The organism is Sphingomonas sp., assembly GCF_036677245.1.
Lineage (GTDB): Bacteria > Pseudomonadota > Alphaproteobacteria > Sphingomonadales > Sphingomonadaceae > Allosphingosinicella.
Map to the genome: position 1 here is coordinate 1 of NZ_JAKFCG010000063.1, position 21,671 is coordinate 21,671.

Genomic DNA, 21,671 nt, shown 5'->3' on the forward strand with positions numbered 1-21,671 from the left:
CCGGCGTTGACGTTGGGCGCGATCGGCGCATCGGCGAACACGCAGGCGACACGCTCGACCATGCCCGACTGCACCGCGAGCGCCGCATATTGGATCATCTGGACCGCCGAGCTGCCCTCACCCTCGATCGAGGCGAGCAGCCGCAAGTCGCGCATGCCGAGATCGCGCTGGACGTTGAGCGGCAAGGTCTCGAACGGCTCGATCGGGCTGCGGTTCAGCAAGAGCCCGTCGATCGACGACAAGGCCAGGCCGGCGTCGGCGGCGGCGTCGCGTACGGCATCGCAAGCGAGGCGGCGCACGCTCGGCCCCGGTTTGCGCGAGAGGGCGCTGAAGCCAAGGCCGGTGATCGCTGCGATGGGACGGCCGGCCATATAGTGCTCAGATGATGAAAGGGAGGCCCGGGAGCGCGTCCGAGGCGGACACCAGATAGACGCCCTTGAAGGAGATCTTCAGCCCGTCGGCATGGCGACGCAGCCGATATTCGACCCGCGCCGGCCAGGTGACCGTCTCGCGGGTCGACTGGATGCGATATTCATAAAGGATCTGGGTGCAGAATATCGTGTAGGTGTCCGCGCCGGTGGCTTCGATCTGAAAGTTGGTCTGCGTGCGGACCATCGGCGACGCCGGCACCTGCGAATGGCGCTTGCCGGTATTCAGCTGGCGCATCCGGGTGGCGACCCGCGAGCGGTTATCGAAGATGATCGAGATCTTGTCGCCCGGCGGCAGGACGGCGCCTTCGGCGGTCGGCACCCAGTAGATCATGTCGTCGTCGACCAGCGCTTCCCACTCGCTGTAACGCGATTCATCGGCCAGCCGGGCCTCGAGCGCCAGGAATTCCTCGATCTCCAGACGCTCTTCAACCGAAACGTTCATTAATTCCCCCCAACACGGTCGGCAATCGGGCCACCATAAGCGGCCAAACAGGCCCGCTTCACACGGGCTCTCGCTAAATTCAGGCTGCCTTGACGAGGCGCGCGGGCTGGGGACCTCCGGTCATGACATCGCGATAGTGATGCCAGAAACCGCGATTGGTGAGCTCGTCGGTGAGGTGGCCGACCATGATACCGTCTTCCTCATGCTCGCGATCGATGCCGCGGCTGAGGTCGAGCCAGCCGCCCGACTGGCCTAGCGCTTCCTGGGTGCGCTCGGCGATCACCGCATCATCGGCGAGCAGGAACGCCGCCGGGCCAAGCGCGCCTTCGGATTGGCGCTTCAGGCGGTCGTTGACGCCCTTCTCGACGCCTTCGAGCAGCAACGGCGTGTGCCAGTGGATGCATTCGGTGGGGCTGACCGGCTCGAACATGCCGATATTGCCCTCGGCGAGGAACAGGTTCGGGAAGATGCAGGCGTGCGGCGGGCCCATCGTCAGCTTCTTGCGTCCGAGCTCCGCGCCATAGGTTTTGACCATGTTGGCGACATATTCGGGATAGCGGGTCTCGTCGCAGCCGAACCATTCGAGCACGGTCGTATAGGCTTTGCTGAAATCGATCTCGGTATGGCCCATGCCCCAGTAGCGCGCTTCGGAGACCAGATCCTCCTCGTCATTCTTGAACGCGGCGGCGTCATAGTTGGAGCGGATCGCCTGCGCGAACGAGGGGTGGACGAAATTGACGTGATAGCCGTCGACATCATTCTCCGGGAGCATCTTCCAGTTCGACTTGAAGCGATGCTGGACCCAGCCGCCGTCGAGCTTGAGCTTGCCGGTCGGCGACATCTCGCAGGCGCGGTCGATCAGCGCCGCCGACTTGCCGAGATGCTCCATCAGCGGAATGACATTGTCGTTGAAGCTGGCGAAATAGAAGCCGCGATAATTGTCGACGCGCGGCAGCCTGGTGAGGCCGAGCGCCTTGCGGTCGCCGGTGAGACCTGCCGGGTAGGGAACGTCGACCAGCTTGCCCTGAAGATCATAGGCCCAGCCGTGATATTTGCAGACGATCGCCCGTGCCGAGCCCCTGTCCTCCGCGCACAGCAGATTGCCGCGATGGGCGCAGCGGTTGACGAACACGTTGATCTGCTCGTCCTCGGCGCGAATGACGACGACCGGATCGCCAGCGATGCGGCGGCGAACGAAATCGCCGCGCTTGGGGATTTCCGACTCGTGGGCCACGTAGACCCAGCCCTCGCGGAAGATGCGCTGCATCTCGTCCTTGAAGATGGCCTCGCTGGTGTAGAGCGATCCATGGATACGGTCCTCCTGGATCAACGCGGCATAGTCCGGGCGAGCCTCGCTCGAACTGGCGGTCTTTCCGTGGAACGACATATCCGTCTCCCTTGCGTCCTTCGGCGGGTGTCAGAAGCCGTTATAATTGATCAAGCGATCAGTCAAGGCGTGGCCAACAAGCAGGCCGGTCAGGAGGCTTCGCTTTCCTTACGCAGGAGCGCACGAAATGTTTCGACGGGCTTGTTGAGGATCGCCGCGCAGATCTGCTCGCCCAGTAAGGCACGCGAGCGTTCGTCGGGCAGGTCTGCCCAGGCGGTGGTCCAGTTGAGCGCCGGCAGCAGCAGATGCCGCGCCGTCGCCGGATCGGTCTGGAGATGGCCGTCCTCGGTCAGCGAGAGCAGGAGATTGTCGAGCAACGCGCGATATTGCTCCGCCGGCGGGCGCAGACGAAGCCGTGCTTCGGCACCGAGCCGATCCCATTCGCGGATCCACACCCGGTGAACGTGGCGCAGCTCGCCGTGGACGACGCCGATATGGGCGGTGACGAGCGCAAGGAAGCGGGCCAGCGACCCAGGGCCGGCCCGGCTCAACGCCTCGTTCATCTGCGTGATGCCGTCGTTGATCCCCTTGCTGATCACCGCCTCGAGGAGGTCGTCCTTGGTCTTGAAGTGATAGAACATCGTGCCGGAGGTGAGGTTGATCGCCTGGGCGATGTCGCGGACCGAGGTCCGGTCGTAGCCCTGCTGCGCGATCAGGCGCGAAGCGGCGTCGATGAATTCGGCGATACGCGGCGTATCCGCGTAGGTGCGAAGTGGAGCCAGTGACATCCGCAAAATCTTTCTACAACAGCCACCCTCGAGAGGCTCTACTGTCTACGCCATTTCGGACCGATTTCAATGGCACGCCACGGTGGCGGCAAATAACAGCACCGAGCCCCGATCAGCTGCTCGGGCTCAGAAGCCGTCGACCACTTTTTGGACATGCTCGACCTGCGCCGGCGCGGCGAAACAATCTGCAACCAGCGAGCGCCACTCCTGGAAGGCAGGAGATTCGCGGAAGCAGATCATATGATCGTCGACGCTGTCCCAGCCGACGATCAGGCGATAGCGCTCGGGATGTTCGATCGAGCGATGCAGCGAGAAGCTGCGGCAGCCGCGTGCGGCGCGGAACAAGGGCTCGGCGGTGCTCACTCCGGCTTCGAAATCCTCTTCCGTGCCTGGCTTTATTTCGATCTGGGCGATTTCAAGGATCATCGCGGCCTCGCTGGTTGGGTGCTGGTGTCCGGTAATGACCTGCCGCGCTTTCCCTTATGGTGAAAGCCGAAAGCACATCGCTTCCAGTCTGCCGCTCCTTTGGGGGCGCAGCAAGGTCTAGCCGGCGGCGTACAACTGCTTGAGCGGGGTGGCAGCGTCGGCGAGCAGGCTTGGGTCGGGGCTGAGGCCTTCGGCGACCAGCTTGCGGCCCTGGACATAGTCGCGCGGCACGTTGACGCAGTCGAGCGCAATCACCTGACCCTCGCGCAGATAGACGACCGAGAAGCTGCGCGCCGCGGGATCGCCGCGTACCACGACATCGTCATAGCCGAGCGACAGGCCGACGGTCTGGAGCTTGAGGTCATATTGGTCGGACCAGAACCATGGCACGGCGTCGTAAGGCACGGGCTCGCCGACAATCGCCTTGGCCGCAGTGGTGGCTTGGTCGTTGGCGTTCTGGACCGATTCGAGGCGCAGCAGCGCGCCGCGCGCGAAGCGATTGTGGTGCGCGGCGCAATCGCCGACCGCGTAGATGTCGGCGAGGCTGGTCCGGCAATATTCGTCGACCTCGACTCCGTTCGAGACCCGCGCGCCGGCGGCGGCGAGCGGTTCGACATCGGGCATTATGCCGATGCCGACGATCACCATGTCGGCAGGAATGATCGTCCCGTCGTCAAGCCGCACGCCATTGGCCGTGCCGTTCTCGCCGAGGATAGCGTCGACCACGACCCCGGTCCTGAGGTCGACGCCGTGGGCGCGATGCTCGGCTTCGTAGAAGCGCGACAGCGGCTCGCCGGCGACTCTCGCCAGCACGCGGTCGAGCGCCTCGAGCAGCACGACCTTTTTGCCGAGCTTCGACAGCACCGCGGCGGCCTCGAGACCGATATAGCCGCCCCCGATCACCACCGTCCGCTCGACCTGGGAAAGCTCGGCCTTCATCTTCTCGACGTCGGCGCGGCAGCGGATGGTATGGACCCGCGCGAAATCGCCGCCGGCGCAGCCGAGCCGCCGCGCACTTCCGCCCGCCGCCCAGATCAATGCGCCGTAGCCGAGCATCTGCCCGTCCGCGAGTGTCACCCGATGCGCCTCCGCATCGACCAAGGTCACGCGGCCGCGCAGCATCGCGACCTGACGTTCCTCCCAATAAGCGGCGGGCCGGATCAGCAGCCGTTCGAATTCCTTGGCGCCGGCAAGATAATCCTTGGACAAAGGCGGACGCTCGTAGGGCAGCTCCGGCTCGTCGCCGACGATCGCGATGCTTCCTTCGAACTTCTGCTGCCGGAGCGCGATGGCTGCCTGCGCGCCGCCGTGGCCTGCGCCGACGATCAGGACGTCATATTGCTGCATCTCGCTGCCTCCAAACCACCATCAGCGGCCCTGTGTTCGTCGCCGCAGCGCCCGTTCGCAGGCAAAGTGGCGCGTTGCAAGTGCCGACGGCACCCGCCACGGAGCAAAGGCGGCGCATTCGATCAAGGCCGCCCGAGCAGCCGATCACGGTGCCGCTGAACCAGCTCCGTCATCCAGTCGGAAAAAGCCACGATCCGCCCGAGCCGGCGCGTATCCTCATGCGTCACCAGCCAGAAGGAGCGGGTGATCCGCACCTCCGGCACGATCCGCACAAGCTGCGGATCCTCATCGCCGATGAAGCAGGGCAGGACCGAGATGCCGGCCCCGGCCGCGGTGAGCCGATATTGGGCGTTGATGCTCGAGCTGCGGATCGTCAGCGCAAGGCCGGGCGCGACATCGTCCATGTAGCGCAGTTCCGGAGCATAGATGAAATCCGGAATATAGCCGATCAGAGGATGGGCGTGCAGCTCGGCGGCATCCTCGATCGTTCCGCCGTGGCGGTCGAGATAGGCACGCGATGCGTAGAGACGAAGGCAATAATCGGACAATTTTCGGCTGACGAGCGGTCCCTTGCGCGGCCGTGCCAGCAGCACGGCGACGTCGGTTTCGCGGCGCGAAGGGCTGAGGAAGCCGCTGTTCGCGACGAGATCGACCGACAGGCGCGGATGGGCCTCGGTAAACGCGCTGAGATGCTGCGCGACGAACCATGTCCCGAAGCCTTCGGAGACGCTGATCCGCAGCAACCCGCTCAGCCCCTGGCCATCCGCCGAGCGATTGTCAATCTCGCTCGCCGCCTGCTCCATCGCCTCGACCTTGAGGAGCAGGCGCTCGCCGGCCTCGGTCAGGGTCTGGCCGGCCCGGGTCTGCTCGAACAACGTCTGCTCCAGCGCTTGCTCGAGCCGGCGGAGGCGGCGCCCGACAGTGGTCGCGTCGACGCCGAGCGCGGCCGCCGCACGCGCGAGCTGCCCGAAGCGCGCGACAGCCAGAAAGATCTGCAGATCGTTCCAATGCACGACCTGCGCATATGCAGGCGTCCGCAAGGAGTCCATGGAGCGGGCCGCAACCTGGCTTGCGAAACACCCAAAGTTGCATCAAATGGAGCTGCCGAGCACGGCTCGCGGGGGAGGAAGCCTAGTTGCCGCAGCTTATCGACGTATTGGTCGGCGATTTCGAGCAGGCCGTGCTCACCGGACTCGCGCAGCCGCAAAAGGTGATCCCGGCGCGCTTCTTCTATGATCGCCGCGGCTCCGAGCTGTTCGAGCAGATCACCCAATTGCCCGAATATTATCCGACCCGGACCGAGACCGCGCTGCTGCGCGCACACGGTGAGGACATCGCACGCTATACCGGCACCGGCCGCACGGTAGTCGAATTCGGCTCGGGCTCCTCGGCCAAGACGCCATTGCTGCTCTCGGCCGTCCGGGCGAACACCTATGTCCCGATCGATATATCCGGCCCGTTCCTTGCGGACGCTGCGGCCGGGCTGGCGAAGGCTTATCCCAATCTGAAGGTGCTTCCGATCGCCGGCGACTTCACGCAGCCGTTGCGCCTGCCCGACGCCATCGCCGCCGACGCGCTGCTCGGTTTCTTCCCCGGTTCGACAATCGGAAATTTCGCGCCCCGTCAGGCCATCGACCTGCTGCGCAGCTTCGCTGCGACGCTCGGCGAGGATGCGCGGCTGGTGATCGGCATCGACCTGCGCAAGAACCCGCGGCTGATCGAAACGGCCTATGACGATGCCGGCGGAGTCACGGCGGCGTTCAACCTCAACCTCCTGCACCGCATCAACAACGAGCTTGACGGCGATGTCCCGATCGAATTGTTCGAGCATCGCGCCGTTTGGCAAGACGCGCTCGGACGGATCGAGATGCACCTCGCGGCGAGCCGGGATCTCAGCTTCGAAGTGGCCGGCCGGCGCTTCGCGATGAAGGCGGGGGAGACGATCCACACCGAGAACAGCTACAAATACCGGCCGGAGGAAGCGCGCTTGCTGGCGCGCGCGTCGGGGTGGGAGCCGATGGCCGCCTGGTGCGATGCGGACGCTTTGTTCAGCCTGCATGTGTGGCAGGCGCAGGGACGGAAGCTCGAACCATGATCCTCGCGCGGATCCTCGGCGGCGATCGCGGTGCGGCAATGCTCGAGCGTTACCGCGAGGTGCGGAGCGGGAGCGAGGCGCTGGCGGCGCCGCTTTCCGCCGAGGATTGCCAGATCCAGTCGATGCCGGACGTCAGCCCGACCAAATGGCATCTGGCGCACACCAGCTGGTTCTTCGAGACGTTCCTGCTGACGCCGCGGCTCCAGGGCTATGTGCCGTTCGATCCGGCCTATGCGGTCCTGTTCAACTCTTATTATGTCGGCGTCGGCGAGCGCCATCCGCGGGAGCAGCGCGGCTTGCTGTCGCGCCCATCGCTCGAGGAGGTGCGCGCCTATCGGCGGCACGTCGATACGGCCATGGCGAGGCTGATCGAGATCGGCGGCGCAGAATACGCCGACCTGATCGAACTGGGTCTGCAGCATGAGCAGCAGCATCAGGAGCTGATCCTGATGGACATCAAGCATGTGCTATCCTGCAATCCGCTCGATCCGGTGTTCGCGCCCTCGGCCGCGACGCCGTTCGAGCCGCCGCCGCCGCGTGCCTGGTGGCAGCATCCCGGCGGGCTGTGCGCGATCGGCCATGACTCTAGCGACGACAGGGCGGGGGCCTTCGCGTTTGACAATGAAGGGCCGCGGCACCGGATATGGCTCGAGCCGTATCGCATCGCCAATGCGTTGGTGACCGCGGGCGAATATATCGCTTTCATCGAGGACGGCGGTTACCGCCGGCCGGAATTATGGCTCTCCGACGGCTTCGCGACCGCACAGAAGGAAGGCTGGGAAGCGCCGCTCTACTGGCGGCGCGAGGATAATTACTGGAGCCAGTTCACGCTCGGCGGCCGCACCGCCGTCCACCCCGACGAGCCGGTGCTCCACGTCAGCTATTATGAGGCCGATGCGTTCGCGCGGTGGTCCGGGTGTCGGCTGCCGACCGAGGCCGAATGGGAAGTGGCGGTCGCCGCGAGCGGACCACGCCAGGTCGAGAGGATCGCCTGGCAATGGACCAGCTCTCCTTATGTCGCCTACCCCGGCTTCAAGCCGTCGGATGGCGCGGTTGGCGAATATAACGGCAAGTTCATGATCAACCAGATGGTGCTGCGCGGCGGATCGTCGGCGACACCGACCGGCCACGCGCGGCTCACCTACCGCAATTTCTTTCCGCCGGGCGCACGCTGGATGTTCTCCGGGATCAGGCTGGCGGACGATCCGAACTGACCTGCGGGCTGTTGAAGCTGCTGGGGAAGCGGCGGATCACCGCTCATCGAGCCTGAAGTCGGAATTGGGATTGAGGCTTTTCGGCCGCGCCTCGATCGAGAATTCCTCGCTCCGTCCGCGGCCGGCGAGCCACAGTGCCGCGAAACTGACCGCTGCTGCCACGCTCAGATAGACACCGACCCAGAACAAGCCGCCGTTGTCGGCAAGCCATTGCGAGATGATCGGCGCCAACGCGCCGCCGAGAATACCGCCCACGTTGAATGCGACCGAGGCCCCCGTGTAGCGCACCTGCGGCGGGAACAGGCCGGGGAGCCAGTCGCCGAGCGGGCCGTAGACGAAGCCCATCAACAGCAAGGCGAGCGAGAGATAGAAGAAGATCAGGATCAGCGATCCGCTGCCGATGAAGGTCGACAGCAAGAGGCCCGTCGGAATCGTTCCCAGGCATCCGGCCATCAGTATCAGCCGAGTGTCGGTGCGGTCCGACAGCCAGCCCGAGAGGAGGATGCCGACGGCAAGGAACAGGATTGCGCCCAGCTGCACGCTGAGGAAGGTCTCGCGCGGATAGCCGAGCGTGGTCGTGCCGTAGCCAAGCGCGAAGGCGGTCGCGATGTAGAAGATCGCGAAGCAGGCGACCGCGGTGAAGGTGCCGGCGAGCGTCTCGCGCCAATGATGGCGCATCAAGGTCACGAGCGGGATGCGCGGCGGTGCCTTTTCGGCGATCGCGGCCTCGAAGGCGGGGGTTTCGGTGAGCTTGAGCCGGATCCAGAGGCCGAGCCCGACCAGCACTGCGCTCAGCAGGAACGGGATCCGCCAGCCCCATTCGCGGAATTCCTCCGCGCTCAGGGTCAGGCCGAGGATCAGGAACAGGCCGTTGGCGGCGATGAAGCCAACCGGGGCGCCGAGCTGGGGGAACATGCCGAACCGGGCGCGCCAGCCCGGTGGTGCATTTTCGACCGCGAGCAAGGCCGCGCCGCCCCATTCGCCGCCCAGCCCAAGCCCCTGGCCGACGCGCAATATGCACAGCATCAGCGGCGCGAGCCAGCCGGCGGTCTCGTAGGTCGGCAGGAATGCGATCGCGGTGGTCGAGCCGCCCATCAGCAGCAGCGAGGCGACCAACGTCGATTTGCGGCCGATGCGGTCGCCGAAATGGCCGAACAGGCTCGCGCCGAGCGGGCGGGCGAGGAAGGCAAGGCCGAAGCTCGCATAAGCGGCGAGCAGTTGCGCCGAAGGCGAGCTCGCCGGAAAGAACAACGGCCCGAACACCAGCGACGCCGCCGTCGCGTAGATATAGAAATCGTAGAATTCGATGGCGGTACCGACGAGACTGGCGGTGAGCACCCGCGACGAGGAATTCTTATTGCCTTGCTGCTTGTGTCCGGCCATCGATCCCCCCAGCGCGAAAGCGCTACCAAATCGAGCGCGCGGCAAATAACAAGAGGGAAGAATCCCTCGACCGGAGCCGCTTTGGCGAAAGCGGCGCCAAAGTCCAGCAGAGGTGGAGTCCGGCAAGGGTGGCCATGAGCACGTCCGCAGCGTCACAGCCAAAGCCGGGATCGGGCTCGATCCACGTCGGCGTCGGCGGTTGGGATTTCGATCCGTGGCGCGGCACTTTCTATCCGCCGGGCCTCGCCAAGGCGAAGCAGCTCGAGCATGCGAGCCGCCGGCTGACCGCGATCGAGATCAATGCGACCCATTACAAGCTGCAGAAGCCAGAGCTGTTCAAGCGCTGGGCGGACAGTGCGCCCGACAGCTTTCGCTTCGCGGTCAAGGCATCGCGGTTTTGCACCAACCGTCGCGTGCTCGCCGAAGGCGAGGAGGCGATCGCCCGCTTTTGCGCGCAGGGCCTGACCGAATTGGGCGCGAAGCTCGGCCCGATCCTGTGGCAATTCATGGGCACCAAGCGCTTCGATCCCGACGATTTCGGCGCGTTCCTCGAGATGCTCCCGAAAAGCCAGGACGGCGTGAAGCTGCGCCACGCGATCGAGCCGCGGCACGAAAGCTTCAAGGATCCCGCCTTCATCGCGATGGCGCGCAAGGCAGAGGTCGCGGTGGTGTTCGCCGATTCCGACGATTATCCGGAGATCGCCGACGTCACCGCCGACTTCACCTACGTACGCCTGCAGCGATCGCGCGAGGATGAGCCGGCGGGCTATAACGCGGCGGCGCTCGACCGGTGGGCGGCGATCGCCCGGGAGTGGGCGTCGGGCGGAAGCCCGGAAGGCCTCGCCTATGTCGTACCCGAGCCGGCGCCGGTGCAGCCGCGCGACGCATTCGTTTTCGTGATCGCAGGCGCGAAGGTGCGCGCGCCGGCCGCGGCCGAGGCGCTGATCGCGCGCCTGGCGAGCGACACCGCGAAAGGCTGAGAGGCACACGATGAATCGCCTGTTCGCCGAACAGCCGGTGACGATCTTCGAGCATGTCTCGGGGCTTGCCCGCGAGCACGACGCGGTGAACCTCGGCCAGGGCTTTCCCGATTTCGGCTGGCCCGAAGACGTGATCGCGCGCGCCGCCGATGCGCTGATCAGCGCATCGAACCAATATCCCTCGATGCGCGGCCTCCCGGAGCTGCGCGAGGCGGTGTGCAACCATTATCGCGTCCACCAGGGGCTGGAGCTCGACGTCGGCCAGGTGACCGTAACCTCGGGCGGCACCGAAGCGCTGACCGCAGCGATCATCGGGCTGATCGAACCCGGCGACGAGGTGCTGCTGTTCGAGCCGCTGTACGATTCCTATCTTCCGATCGTGCGTCAGTGCGGCGGCATCGCCAGGATCGCGCGGCTCGAGCCTCCTGGCTGGCGAGTCACGCAGGCCTTAATCGATGCTTCCTTCAGCGATCGTACCAAGCTGGTCATCTTCAACAATCCCCACAACCCGACCGGCCGTCACTTCGACGAGGCCGAGCTCGCGCTACTGGCGGCGGCGTGCGTGCGTCACGACGTGATCGCGCTGGTCGACGAGGTCTGGGAGCATCTGCTGTTCGATGGGCGGCGGCATCGGCCGCTCTCGTCGCTCCCCGGCATGGCGGAGCGCACCGTCAAGGTCGGCTCGGCCGGGAAGATCTTCTCGGTGACCGGCTGGAAGGTGGGCTGGATGGTCGCGCCCGAGCCGCTGTCGGCGGCGATCGCCCGGGCGCATCAGTTCATAACCTTCACCACGCCACCCAATCTGCAATCGGGGGTCGCTTACGGGCTCGGCAAGGGCCAAGCTTATTTCGACGACATGCGCACGCAATTTGCCGCCGCACGCGAGAGGCTGGCGGCCGGCCTGAACGAGGCGGGGTTCGTGACCCTTCCGTCCGAAGCGACCTATTTCCTGTGCGTCGATCTTGCCGCATCGGGAATCGCAGCCGACGACCTCGATTTCTGCGAACGCGCGGTGCGCGAGGCGGGGGTGGCCGCGATTCCGCTCTCCGCCTTCTACGACCAGGAGCCGGTGCGCCATATCATCCGACTGTGCTTCGCCAAGCGCGAGGAGACGCTCGCCGCGGGGATCGAGCGCTTGCGTGCGGCGCGGCAATTGTTTGCCCGCTAAAGCAATATTCCAAGCACCGTTCAACAGGCCACGCCCGAGAAGATCGCCCAAGCCACGCTTTGCTGGTTAATCGGACCTAATTCATATATACTGTGGGAACAAGTGCTGCGTAGCCATAGATATGGGGAGGATGCATGATGACCACTCGTCACTTCGCTCTGGTGTTCGGCGTCACATTCCTGCTTGTCGGAATCGCCGGCTTCATTCCCGGCCTGACGCAAATGCCGCATGCTCAACATCCGCAGCTGCAGGTGGATGCTTATTATGGCCTGTTGTTCGGCCTGTTTCCGGTCAATGCCCTGCACAATCTCGTGCACCTGCTGTTCGGCGTGTGGGGCGTTGCCGCTTATTATGGCCTGGGCGGAGCGCGCCTTTACGCGCGCGGCGTCGCGATCGGCTATGCGGTGGCGACCATTGCCGGCTTCGTGCCGGGGCTCGACACCGGCTTCGGCCTGGTGCCGCTGTTCGGCAACGACATCTGGCTGCACGCGCTGCTCGCCCTCGCCGGCGCTTATTTCGGCTGGGTCCATCGCGACAGGCCGGCCGAGACGATCATCCCGGCAGCCTGAATTGGCGATACATCAAGATCGTGGAGAAGGGCGGCTGCTTCAGCCGCCCTTTTTCTTCGTGCAGCTTGGCGCATTGATCCATGTTTGGATGCGACGCTGCGCGATGCGCTGCGTTTCGGCTCCGCATGCTGGGCTTTTTCGGCTCCGCATGTTGGGCGCGAGTGAACTATGTCCTTTGCGATCAGATTGTTGCGACAAAGCGACTCGCGCTCCCGAAAAAGGGCCGAGAGCGCCAGTCAGGCTGGGGAAAGGTAGCTCGGCGTAGGAGTTTGCGTTAAGGACAGGCCATGAAATATTTCTATCTCGTTTCCGCATCATTCCTTCTCGCCGCCATCGGCGCGCCGGCGCGCGCGCAGCTTCAAGATGGCGAGGCGCCGACGCCAGAGCAGGTCGCCGCGGGCGAGGTGGTCGCCAATCCGGTCGAGGAGAAGGAGCAGGCGCTGCGCGCGCTTCACGCCCAGATGGCGGCAGTACGCTGGACCCGCCCGGCCGCAGAGGAGCTACTGGCGTACATCCAGCGCATCGGCGAGGAAGGTCTCGACCCGCTCGATTATAGCGCCGACCGGCTGGAGGCTGCGCTCGCCGGGCGCGACGATGCGGCGCTGTCGTTCACCGCGACCGACATCTTCCTGCGTGTCTCGGCCGATCTCGCGCTCGGCCATGCCCGCTCGGACGGGCGCGTCGACTGGTTCGCGTCCGACGACGATCTCAACAGCAATATCCAATTCGAGCTGATGCAGCGCGCCATCGCGAACAACAACATTCGCGACACCTTGATCTCGCTGCTGCCGACCCACCCGCAATATGCCGAACTCAAGGCGGTGCTCGCGTCGACGCAGGACCAGGCGACGCGCGACGTGGTGCGCGCCAATCTCGACCGCTGGCGGTGGCTGCCGCGCGACCTCGGCAAGCGCTACGTGATCGTCAACGTCCCCGCCTACACCGCTGCGCTGGTCGAAGACGGGAGGGTGGTCGCACGCCACAAGGTGATCGTCGGCAAACCGGGCACGGCGACGCCGCAGCTCAGCGCGGTCGCCACCGGCGTGATCTTCAACCCATGGTGGGAAGTCCCCGAGAGCATCTCCGGCGAGGTGCGCGGGAAGAGGGGCTATGTCTCGGTGAAGAACGGCGACAAGGTCCGCTATCGGCAGCCGCCGGGGCCGTCGAACGCGCTCGGACGAATGAAGGTCGTGATGCCGAACGACTATGCCATCTATCTGCACGATACGCCGTCGAAGTCTTTGTTCAAGAAGCAGGTGCGCGCGTTCAGCCACGGCTGCATCCGCACCGAGGATGCGCTCGGCTTCGCGCAGCTGCTGCTTGCCAATCCGGCCTGGGACAAGGCCGCGATCGACCGCACGATCGCAGCGAAGAAGACCGTCAAGGCGGAAGCGACGATCAGCACGCCGGTCTATATCGCTTATTTCACCGCGGCGGCGTTGCAGAACGGCGGCGGGATCCGGAGCTATCCGGACCTTTACGGCCGCGACGCGAAGGTCGTGACGGCGCTCAACAGCCGCAGCGGCGAAGTCGACATCGCTTCGGCTGGGACGCAGTAGGAACAAACGAGCGCCGGCCCGCGCGAGGGCTGGTCGGCCGATCAATCCGCCGGGCGGAGATCAGACCTTGTCGGCGTAGAGCAGGCGGCCCGGCCCGAGACGGTAGAGCACATATTGAAGGTTGGTCTCGGACAAGGCGAAACAGCCTTCGCTGCGGCCGAGCTTGCCGTGCTGCGCGACCACCCCCGGCTCCGCATACCAGGCCGAGTGAACGACGATCGCCCGGGTCTCGGCATTGCTGTTGGAGTAATCGAGGCCCCTGAGGTGCAGCGAGCGGCCATATTTGCCGTAATAGATCCTGCCGGTGACATAAGCGCCCGCCGATGAGGCTTCGGAGCCCGGGACGTTCGAGAACCGCTCGAGCCACCCCGAGTGGGCGGGGTCGGAGCCGCGGCCGTGCGCGACCTGGTAGCTGGTCACCATGCCGCTCGCGACATCGAGCAGATAGAAACGCGGATCGCGCGAGGCCATCGCGAAATCGCTGATACCGATCACATCCTTGTGCGGGATAAAGGCGCTCTTGGCGGCGAGCGCGGCGCGGGCGCGCTCGAGCAGCTGGGGGTTGATCTGAGGCTGGAGAGGCTTTGGGGTCGCGAAGACGGTCGCGGCCGCGGCCGGACGCGCGGCAGCCACCAGTCCTGCTGCGGCTCCCACCTGGAGCATATGTCGACGCGTCAGAAGCAGACCCATTCTCCCCGGACCGGTAACAATAAGGCTTTTTTGCTGCGATCTCAACGCAGCTGGCGGCGCGGCGCGTATTTCCGTCCCGCCGTGGAATCACTTCGTCGCATTATCGGGAACAAAGATTAAGGAAGGTTAACCGATCAGGCGCTTTGCATCGTCGCTGACCGCGGCGGGCGAAGTGATGGAACCGCAGGGCAAACAGCGGAGTCTTTCGTCCATCGGGGAGGCAGGAGCGCGATGAGCGGGTTCGATCGATTGAGCGTCAAACCGGGCTTGCCGCCGATGGAGGCGAAGCTGGTCGATGCCCTGCCGACCGATCCGGGATGGCAATATGAGCCGAAATGGGACGGTTTTCGGTGCCTGATCTTCAAGGCGGGAGACGAGATCGAGCTCCAGTCGAAATCGGGCAAGCCGCTCGCCCGTTATTTCCCCGAGATCGTCGCCGCCGTCGGCGCGCTGAAAGCGGACACGATCGTGCTCGACGGCGAGCTGATCATCCCGATCGGGGATCATCTGTCGTTCGATGCGCTGCAGATGCGCCTGCACCCGGCCGAAAGCCGAATCCGCCGGCTGTCGCGCGAGACGCCGGCGGAGCTGATGCTGTTCGACTGCCTCGTCGGCGAAGCTGGCGAAAGCCTGCTCGACCGTCCGCTCTCCAAGCGGCGTACCGCGCTCGAGCAGTTCTACGCGCGCGAAGGCGCGCCCGGCTTCAGGCTCTCGCCCTGTACTGAGGATCCGGATCTGGCTCGGCAGTGGCTCGATCAGGCGGGAGGAGCGCTCGATGGGGTGGTCGCCAAGCGGCGCGACGGCGCTTACGAGGCCGGCGAGCGAGCCATGCTGAAGGTCAAGCAGATGCGCACCGCAGACTGCGTCGTCGGCGGTTTCCGCTATGCCGCAAAGAGCCGGGAGGTCGGCTCGCTGCTGCTCGGGCTCTACAATGACGAGGGCAAGCTCGATCATGTCGGCTTCACCTCGTCGATCCCGGCGGAGGCGCGGCCGGCACTGACCAAGAGGCTGGAGGCGCTGAGCGAGCCGCCGGGCTTCACCGGCAACGCCCCCGGTGGCCCGAGCCGCTGGAGCACCGACCGCTCGGGCGACTGGCAGCCGCTGCGGCCCGAGCTGGTCGCGGAAGTGCGCTACGATCATGTCACCGGCAACCGCTTCCGCCACGGCACAAAATTTCTGCGCTGGCGCCCGGACAAGGCGCCCGAGCAATGCCGCATGGACCAGCTCGAGCCTGAGGCTCGACCGGCGCAACTCGCCGCCAGCCTGGAGGGCGCATCATGAGCAAGCGCGCGCAACAACAAGAGACCCGCCATGAAGCCATGGTCGCCGGGGTGAGGCTCACCCATCCCGACAAGGTGCTTTACCCGGACCAGGGGATCACCAAGATCGAGCTTGCCGATTATTATGCTGCCGTCGCCGAGCATATGTTGCCGCACGTCGCCAATCGACCGATCACGATGGTGCGCTGCCCGACCGGCCAGGAGAAGAAATGCTTTTACCAGCGTCACGCCGGCTCAGGAGTGCCGGAGCAGCTGAGCGAAGTGAAGGTGCCGGGCTTCGATGAACCCTATCTCTACATCACCGATCTCTCCGGGCTGATCGCATTGGTGCAGATGGGCGTGCTCGAAATCCATCCGTGGGGGGTGACGACAGGCCATCCCGACAGGCCGGATCGGATCATCTTCGATCTCGATCCGGCCGAGGAACTGAGCTTCAGCGCCGTGGTGCGCGCCGCCCATGACGTGCGCGAGCGTCTTGCCGCGCTCGGCCTCGTCAGCTTCGTCAAGACGACCGGCGGGAAGGGCCTGCACGTCGTCCTGCCGATCGAGCCAGCCGATTGGCCCGCCGCCAAGGCATTCGCCAAGGCGCTCTCGGAGAGCATGGCGAGCACCGCACCGGAGCTTTATCTGACCCGCATCTCGAAGGCCGAACGCAGCGGCCGGATCTTCATCGACTATCTGCGCAACGATCCGACCTCGACCGCAGTGGGCGCTTATTCGACGCGATCGCGCAAAGGCGCTCCGGTCGCTTTGCCTCTGGAATGGGGTGAGGTGACGGCGACGCTCGACCCTTCCGCCTTCACGGTGAGAACGGTGCCGGCCTTGGTCGCGCGACGCAAGGCGGACCCGTGGGCGGCGCTGCTCGGGATCAAGCAGCAGCTGCCGCCGATCGAGACGATCCGGGGCTGATGCTAGAGCGGGCGGGGCGGTGATGCGGCGGGTACCTCGGGGTTTTACGGTAACGTAATAACCGGCTTCTTTTACCGCTTCTGCGCTTTTATACCTCGAGAACTGCGGTGCTCACTTGTGCGCCTTGGCCCGTCGGCAAGCAGCGTCGGCGATCGATCCCACAGCGGTCCGTCGAGGGCGTGTGGCCTCGACCGCTGGCTTATCGGAAGCAGGTTGGAGCGGTTGTTTCCAGAGTGTCAACGATCCTCGGGCACCGAATTGCTCAGCCCGAGACAGTGAGGAACTCCTCCAATTCAAAAGAACGTCTACATCGTTGACGACGACCGTGAGGTTCGCCGCTCGTTGAGCTTCATGTTGAGCACCGCCGACCTCAGCTCGCGTCCATTCGGCAGCGGTCTCGACTTCATCGAGGAGCTGGATGAGCTCAGGCCCGGCTGCATCCTGCTCGACATAAGGATGCCGCAGGTCGACGGCTTCCACGTGATGGCTGAACTCGCCCGCAAGCGCGTCGAATGGCCCGTCATCGTGATGACCGGCCACGGCGAGGTTTCAGTCGCGGTGCGCGCCATGAAGCTCGGTGCGGTCGATTTCATCGAGAAGCCGTTCGAGGAGGGCGTGCTGCTCAGCAGTCTCGAACGCGCCTTCAGCTTGCTCAAGGATCGTGGCGAGACCGCCGAGCGAAGGCAATCGGCCGAGCGGCGGGTGAACGCGCTCACGACGCGCGAGCGGGAAGTGCTGCAGGGGCTGATGGGCGGTTTGCCCAACAAGCTGCTCGCGCGTCGGCTGGGCATCAGCCTGCGCACGGTGGAGATGCACCGCGCGAACATGATGGACAGGCTGGGCGTGACCAGCCTTGCCGAAGCGCTCACCTTGGCCGTTCAGGCCAGTGTCGAGCCTCTCGAGGCTGAAGCGAATTCGAACGGTGCGGAAGCAGGATCGTGAAAGTGGGGACGCGGAAGCTGAAATGAGGTTGTGCGATGATCACCGATCATCGCACAACCTGATCCTCACAACGGGGGCGGCATGACTGAGTGGAGGAAGCTCGTAGATTATTCGGACACGCGGACCATCGCGATCGTCGCAGGCGACGACGACGCGGCCGAAATCGCGCGCGTGGTGGCCGACGATTCCGTGACGCAGCTGCGCATCGGCGTGGCCGATCTGATCTCCGGGATCAAATCTAACGAGCTTGGCATCGCCGTGATTGCGGAGGAGAATCTCACGCCGCGAGATTTAACGGCGATCAGCAAGGCGCTGGCGAAGCAGGATCCCTGGTCCAACTTCCCGATCATTCTTCTCGCCGATCGTGCCACGCTTTTCGACAGCGCTGCCGTCGAGACGCTCGATTTCGTGAGGATCGTCGAGAGACCGCTCCATCCGGTGAGCTTGAGCGCGGCCATCCGCGCTGCCTTTCGATCGCGCTCGTTGCAGCGGCAGGCATGGCAATATGCGCAGGACCGGATGGAAGCCGAATCCACGCTGCGCCGGTCGGAGAAGCTTCTCGCGACCAAGGTCACGCAACGGCTCGCGGAGCTCAAGGCACTGAGCGAACAGCTGGCCGCAGAGGTCGAAGAGCGCAAGGGCGCGGAAGAACGGCTGCGCGAGAGCGAGGAACGCTACCGCTATACGGTCGAGCTCAGCCAGCAGATGGTGTGGACCGCCGATCCGGAGGGACGGGTGATCTGGAGCAGCCCCGGATTTCGCCGCGCGACCGGTCTCAAGCTCGGACGGCCGTCGCGCGGATGGCTGTCGCAAGTCATCCATCCCGATGATGTCGACAGGGTCCGCAACGCGTGGAACGAGGCGCGCGAGCGCGGCAAGGCGTACAATACCGAATACCGGATGCGCGTGATCGACGGATCGTACCGCATGTTTTCGACCCGCGCGGCACCCCGCCGTGACGATAATGGCACGATCATCCGCTGGTACGGCCTGGCCGAGGACGTCCACGAGAAGAAGCTCGCGGCGATCGCGCTTGCCCAAGCCGAAGAACGCTATCGCCTTGCCGCGCGCGCGACTAACGATGCGATCTGGGATTGGAATTTGTTGACCGATATGGTCGAGTGGAGCGAGGCGGTGTTCGTCTATCGCGGCGACCAGCCCCGCGCCGATTCCACCATCCATTGGTGGGAGGACAATATCCATCCCGACGACCGCACGCGGGTGATCAACAGCCTCGCCGCGACGCTGAAGAGCGATCGCTCGCGATGGTCGGCCGCGTACCGGTTCCGCAAAATCGACGGCGGCTATGCCTATGTCTATGATCGCGGCTTCATCATTCGCAACGAGGACGGCAAGGCAATCCGAGCCGTCGGCGCGGTGGTCGACCTCACCGAGCGGCGAAGGGCCGAGGCGGAGCTGCGGCGCACGCAAGCCGAGCTGATCCACGTCTCGCGGCTGAGCGCGATGGGCACGATGGCCTCGACGCTCGCGCACGAGCTCAACCAGCCGCTGACCGCCGTGACCAGTTACGTGCGCGGCAGCAGGCGTTTGCTCAGCCATATCGACGATCCGAACGCGCAGCAGGTCTGCGACGCGCTCGAACACGCCGAGGAAGGGGCGTTGCGCGCCGGGCAGATCGTGCGCCGGCTGCGCGAGCTCGTCGCGCGCGGCAACGTCGCCGTCGGCACCGAGGATCTCGAGAAACTGGTCCAGGATGCGAGCGTGCTCGCCTTCGTCGACGAGCATCTTCACGGCATCAGCCATCGCGTGCTGATCGATCCTGCCGCGCGCTGGGTCCAGGTCGATCGGATCCAGATCCAGCAGGTGCTGATCAACCTCATCCGCAACGCGGTCCAGGCGATGCAGCATTCGGAAGAGCGCGAAGTGGTGATCGCAACCAGCGCCGGCTCGGGTGACCTCGTCGAGGTGTGCGTCTCCGACACCGGAAGCGGGATTCCGCACCAGGTCCGCGACGCGTTGTTCTCGCCGTTCCGCAGCACCAAGTCCGGAGGATTGGGCATCGGCCTGTCGATCAGCCGCACCATCGTCGAGGCGCATCATGGCAAGATCTGGGCCGAGGACCGGCCGGGCGGGGGAACGATCTTTCGTTTCACCCTGCCGCGAGCGGCGGTGCCGATCCCTGGTCTTTCCGACATGATCGACGCCGACACGACGGTCGATTGAAGCGGCCCGAAACCGGTCCAAGCTCCTGAGCAATATGGAAAGACGCGGCAGGGCGGCACAACCGGCGCACCTGACCGGGGCGATTTAGCTCGCAAAAAGCTGTTTAAACGGGTCGTCCCGGCGACTATCTTCCTCACAGGCAAGCAGCGAGGCGATCATGGCTGAAGAACAAGCGACCCTGGCGGGCGGATGCTTCTGGTGCACCGAGGCGGTGTTCAAGGACGTGATCGGCGTGAGCAAGGTCGAGAGCGGCTATATCGGCGGCTCGGTGCCGAACCCGACCTACCGCCAAGTGTGCAGCGGTGACACCGGACATGCCGAGGCGGTCCGGCTGACTTTCGATCCCGCTCAGATCAGCTATGACGAAATTCTCGACATCTTCTTTGCGACCCATGATCCGACGCAGCGCAACCGCCAAGGGAACGACATGGGCACGCAATATCGCACCGCCATCTTCCCACATTCGCCCGAGCAGGAGGCGGCGGCGCGCGCCGGCATCGATCGAGCGCAGGCGGATTGGGAGCGGCCGATCGTGACGACGATCGAGCCGCTGTCGGTCTGGTATGTCGCCGAGGGCTATCACCAGGATTATTTCGAGCGCGAGGGGGACAGCAATCCCTATTGCATGGCGGTGATCGCGCCCAAGCTGAGGAAATTCCGCAAGAGCTTTGCCGAGCGGCTCAAGACCGCCGAAGCGTCGGGCTGAAGCACGCGGCTGGGGCGGCGTCACGCTGCCCGCGCCGCGGACCTTGCTCTTGCTGCGCAGTGGATGATCCCGCTCCCGCTTGCGGAAGGGGACGCTTGGACTCGGCGCATGAATCCTGTCAGTCGGGTGGCTCGTCAGCCGGCTCGTCGCGCCTTGGCGCCGCGGCCCGCGCAAGCCGGTCGTTGATCGCAATGCCCAGTCCCTCGCGCGGCACCGGCGCGACCGCGATTGCGGCGCTGCGCTGGGTCTCGGCTTCATACAGGCGGTCGAACAAGGTTGCCGCAGCCTCGACGAGATCGCCCGAGATGCTGAGATTGCTGTCGCCCTGCACGCCGCCGAAGCCGATCATCCACTCGCCGGGCCCGGGCGCGGCGGCGTCGATTCGGAGCGGCTTGGCCGGCGCATAATGGCTTTGCATCTGCCCCGGCGCCTCGATCGCGCCGACGGGTGGCGCAGAAAGCGTGACGCCAAGCTCCGCTTCGCCCAGCGGCCCGGGACGCAGCAGGCGCGCAACGCCATCGCTCACGCCGACGATCGTCGATTCGATGCCGTGGCGCGTCGGCCCCGCATCGAGGATCAATGGGATGCGGCCGCCAAGGCTCGCCAGGACATGCTCGGCGCGTGTCGGGCTGATCCTGCCGCTCGCATTGGCCGACGGCGCCGCGAGCGGACGGCCGGTCGCTGCGAGCAGCGCCTGCATCGCCGGGTGCGCGGGCACGCGCAATGCGATGGTCGGAAGCCCAGCGACAACCAGCGAGGAGATCGGCGCATCGTCGCGGAGCGGAAGGACGAGAGTCAGCGGCCCTGGCCAGAAATGGGCGGCAAGCGTCCGGGCGAGCGGCTCGAAGAGGGCGATCCGCTCGGCTGCATCGAGATCGGCGACGTGGACGATCAAAGGATTGAAGCTCGGACGGCCCTTGGCGGCGTAGATGCGGGCAACGGCCTCGCCGTTGGTCGCGTCCGCAGCCAGCCCATAGACGGTCTCGGTCGGCAGCCCGACCGGCAGGCCCCGAAGGATCAGGCCGGCGGCTTCGTCGACCGCGCTGTCGCTGAACGGGAGCAATCGTGTGTCGTACGCGGCCGGCGGTGCATTCATGGCAATCCGGCTACAGCGCGGGCGAGGCCAAAGCCAGTCGTTCGGCATGGCGAGCGCCGCGCCCCGTCTAGGCAATCGCGCAAATCCGCCCTAGAGGATACCCGCTGCGGCTCCTTCGCGGACGGCAAATCGTGA

General features: G+C 65.3%; 20 protein-coding genes and 1 pseudogene. 11 read left to right on the forward strand and 10 right to left on the reverse strand.

The features are described from left to right. The 7 genes and pseudogenes from V6M48_RS07215 to V6M48_RS07245 form a co-directional block, all read right to left on the reverse strand. A pseudogene (locus tag V6M48_RS07215) lies at positions 1-371 on the reverse strand (hypothetical protein); the annotation flags it as partial. 7 nt (positions 372-378) lie between these two features. After that, complete coding sequence (locus tag V6M48_RS07220; RefSeq protein ID WP_332811859.1) at positions 379-873, reverse strand: aromatic-ring-hydroxylating dioxygenase subunit beta; 495 nt, start codon at positions 871-873, stop codon at positions 379-381. A 79-nt stretch (positions 874-952) separates the two neighbouring features. Further along, a complete protein-coding gene (locus V6M48_RS07225) occupies positions 953-2,260 on the reverse strand; it encodes an aromatic ring-hydroxylating oxygenase subunit alpha (RefSeq protein WP_332811860.1) in 1,308 nt (435 codons plus the stop codon). An 89-nt stretch (positions 2,261-2,349) separates the two neighbouring features. Beyond that, the gene (locus V6M48_RS07230) at positions 2,350-2,988 is read right to left on the reverse strand and encodes a TetR/AcrR family transcriptional regulator (RefSeq protein WP_332811861.1); all 639 of its coding nucleotides are present in this window, start codon (positions 2,986-2,988) and stop codon (positions 2,350-2,352) included. A 126-nt stretch (positions 2,989-3,114) separates the two neighbouring features. Continuing rightward, a complete protein-coding gene (locus tag V6M48_RS07235; RefSeq protein WP_332811862.1) occupies positions 3,115-3,414 on the reverse strand; it encodes a putative quinol monooxygenase in 300 nt (99 codons plus the stop codon). 117 nt (positions 3,415-3,531) lie between these two features. Next, entirely contained in the window at positions 3,532-4,761 is a 1,230-nt protein-coding gene (locus tag V6M48_RS07240) for an NAD(P)/FAD-dependent oxidoreductase (protein WP_332811863.1), read from the reverse strand. Positions 4,762-4,883: 122 nt separating this feature from the next. Then, complete coding sequence (locus V6M48_RS07245; RefSeq protein WP_332811864.1) at positions 4,884-5,810, reverse strand: LysR family transcriptional regulator; 927 nt, start codon at positions 5,808-5,810, stop codon at positions 4,884-4,886. Positions 5,811-5,896: 86 nt separating this feature from the next. Here V6M48_RS07245 and egtD point away from each other — a divergent pair, with 86 nt between their 5' ends. Further along, positions 5,897-6,856, forward strand: coding sequence for an L-histidine N(alpha)-methyltransferase (gene egtD / locus V6M48_RS07250; RefSeq protein ID WP_332811865.1), 960 nt, complete (start codon positions 5,897-5,899; stop codon positions 6,854-6,856). Further along, a complete protein-coding gene (gene egtB / locus V6M48_RS07255) occupies positions 6,853-8,070 on the forward strand; it encodes an ergothioneine biosynthesis protein EgtB (RefSeq protein WP_332811866.1) in 1,218 nt (405 codons plus the stop codon). The genes egtD and egtB overlap by 4 nt, the downstream gene beginning before the upstream one ends. A gap of 36 nt (positions 8,071-8,106) precedes the next feature. On the opposite strand, the gene V6M48_RS07260 is transcribed toward egtB, so the two are convergent. Beyond that, complete coding sequence (locus V6M48_RS07260) at positions 8,107-9,453, reverse strand: MFS transporter (protein WP_332811867.1); 1,347 nt, start codon at positions 9,451-9,453, stop codon at positions 8,107-8,109. 134 nt (positions 9,454-9,587) lie between these two features. Between V6M48_RS07260 and V6M48_RS07265 the strand changes: the two genes are divergently transcribed. The 4 genes from V6M48_RS07265 to V6M48_RS07280 all read left to right on the forward strand — a co-directional run bounded on the left by V6M48_RS07265 (position 9,588) and on the right by V6M48_RS07280 (position 13,729). Further along, a complete protein-coding gene (locus tag V6M48_RS07265) occupies positions 9,588-10,433 on the forward strand; it encodes a DUF72 domain-containing protein (RefSeq protein WP_332811868.1) in 846 nt (281 codons plus the stop codon). Between the two features lie 10 nt (positions 10,434-10,443). Beyond that, a complete protein-coding gene (locus V6M48_RS07270) occupies positions 10,444-11,601 on the forward strand; it encodes an aminotransferase (protein ID WP_332811869.1) in 1,158 nt (385 codons plus the stop codon). 137 nt (positions 11,602-11,738) lie between these two features. After that, positions 11,739-12,170 (forward strand): DUF4383 domain-containing protein, encoded by a 432-nt coding sequence (locus V6M48_RS07275; RefSeq protein ID WP_332811870.1) that lies wholly within the window; start codon positions 11,739-11,741, stop codon positions 12,168-12,170. A gap of 287 nt (positions 12,171-12,457) precedes the next feature. Next, positions 12,458-13,729: a L,D-transpeptidase family protein gene (locus V6M48_RS07280; protein WP_332811871.1), complete on the forward strand. Its 1,272-nt coding sequence runs from the start codon at positions 12,458-12,460 to the stop codon at positions 13,727-13,729. Positions 13,730-13,789: 60 nt separating this feature from the next. Here the strand turns inward: V6M48_RS07280 and V6M48_RS07285 are convergent, their stop codons facing one another. Next, entirely contained in the window at positions 13,790-14,362 is a 573-nt protein-coding gene (locus V6M48_RS07285; RefSeq protein WP_332811872.1) for a murein L,D-transpeptidase catalytic domain-containing protein, read from the reverse strand. A 288-nt stretch (positions 14,363-14,650) separates the two neighbouring features. On the opposite strand from V6M48_RS07285, the gene V6M48_RS07290 reads away from it, so the two are divergent. The 5 genes from V6M48_RS07290 (at position 14,651) to msrA (ending at position 20,440) form a co-directional block, all read left to right on the forward strand. Next, complete coding sequence (locus V6M48_RS07290; protein ID WP_332811873.1) at positions 14,651-15,700, forward strand: ATP-dependent DNA ligase; 1,050 nt, start codon at positions 14,651-14,653, stop codon at positions 15,698-15,700. Next, entirely contained in the window at positions 15,697-16,608 is a 912-nt protein-coding gene (ligD, locus tag V6M48_RS07295) for a non-homologous end-joining DNA ligase (protein ID WP_332811874.1), read from the forward strand. The genes V6M48_RS07290 and ligD overlap by 4 nt, the downstream gene beginning before the upstream one ends. Positions 16,609-16,899: 291 nt before the next feature. Next, a complete protein-coding gene (locus tag V6M48_RS07300) occupies positions 16,900-17,550 on the forward strand; it encodes a response regulator transcription factor (RefSeq protein ID WP_332811911.1) in 651 nt (216 codons plus the stop codon). A gap of 81 nt (positions 17,551-17,631) precedes the next feature. After that, the gene (locus V6M48_RS07305) at positions 17,632-19,734 is read left to right on the forward strand and encodes a PAS domain-containing protein (protein WP_332811875.1); all 2,103 of its coding nucleotides are present in this window, start codon (positions 17,632-17,634) and stop codon (positions 19,732-19,734) included. A gap of 157 nt (positions 19,735-19,891) precedes the next feature. Further along, positions 19,892-20,440 carry a peptide-methionine (S)-S-oxide reductase MsrA gene (gene msrA, locus V6M48_RS07310; protein ID WP_332811876.1) on the forward strand — a complete coding sequence of 183 codons (549 nt, stop codon included), beginning with the start codon at positions 19,892-19,894 and terminating at the stop codon, positions 20,438-20,440. Positions 20,441-20,558: 118 nt separating this feature from the next. On the opposite strand, the gene V6M48_RS07315 is transcribed toward msrA, so the two are convergent. Beyond that, the gene (locus tag V6M48_RS07315; protein ID WP_332811877.1) at positions 20,559-21,536 is read right to left on the reverse strand and encodes an L-threonylcarbamoyladenylate synthase; all 978 of its coding nucleotides are present in this window, start codon (positions 21,534-21,536) and stop codon (positions 20,559-20,561) included. Positions 21,537-21,671 lie beyond the last annotated feature (135 nt).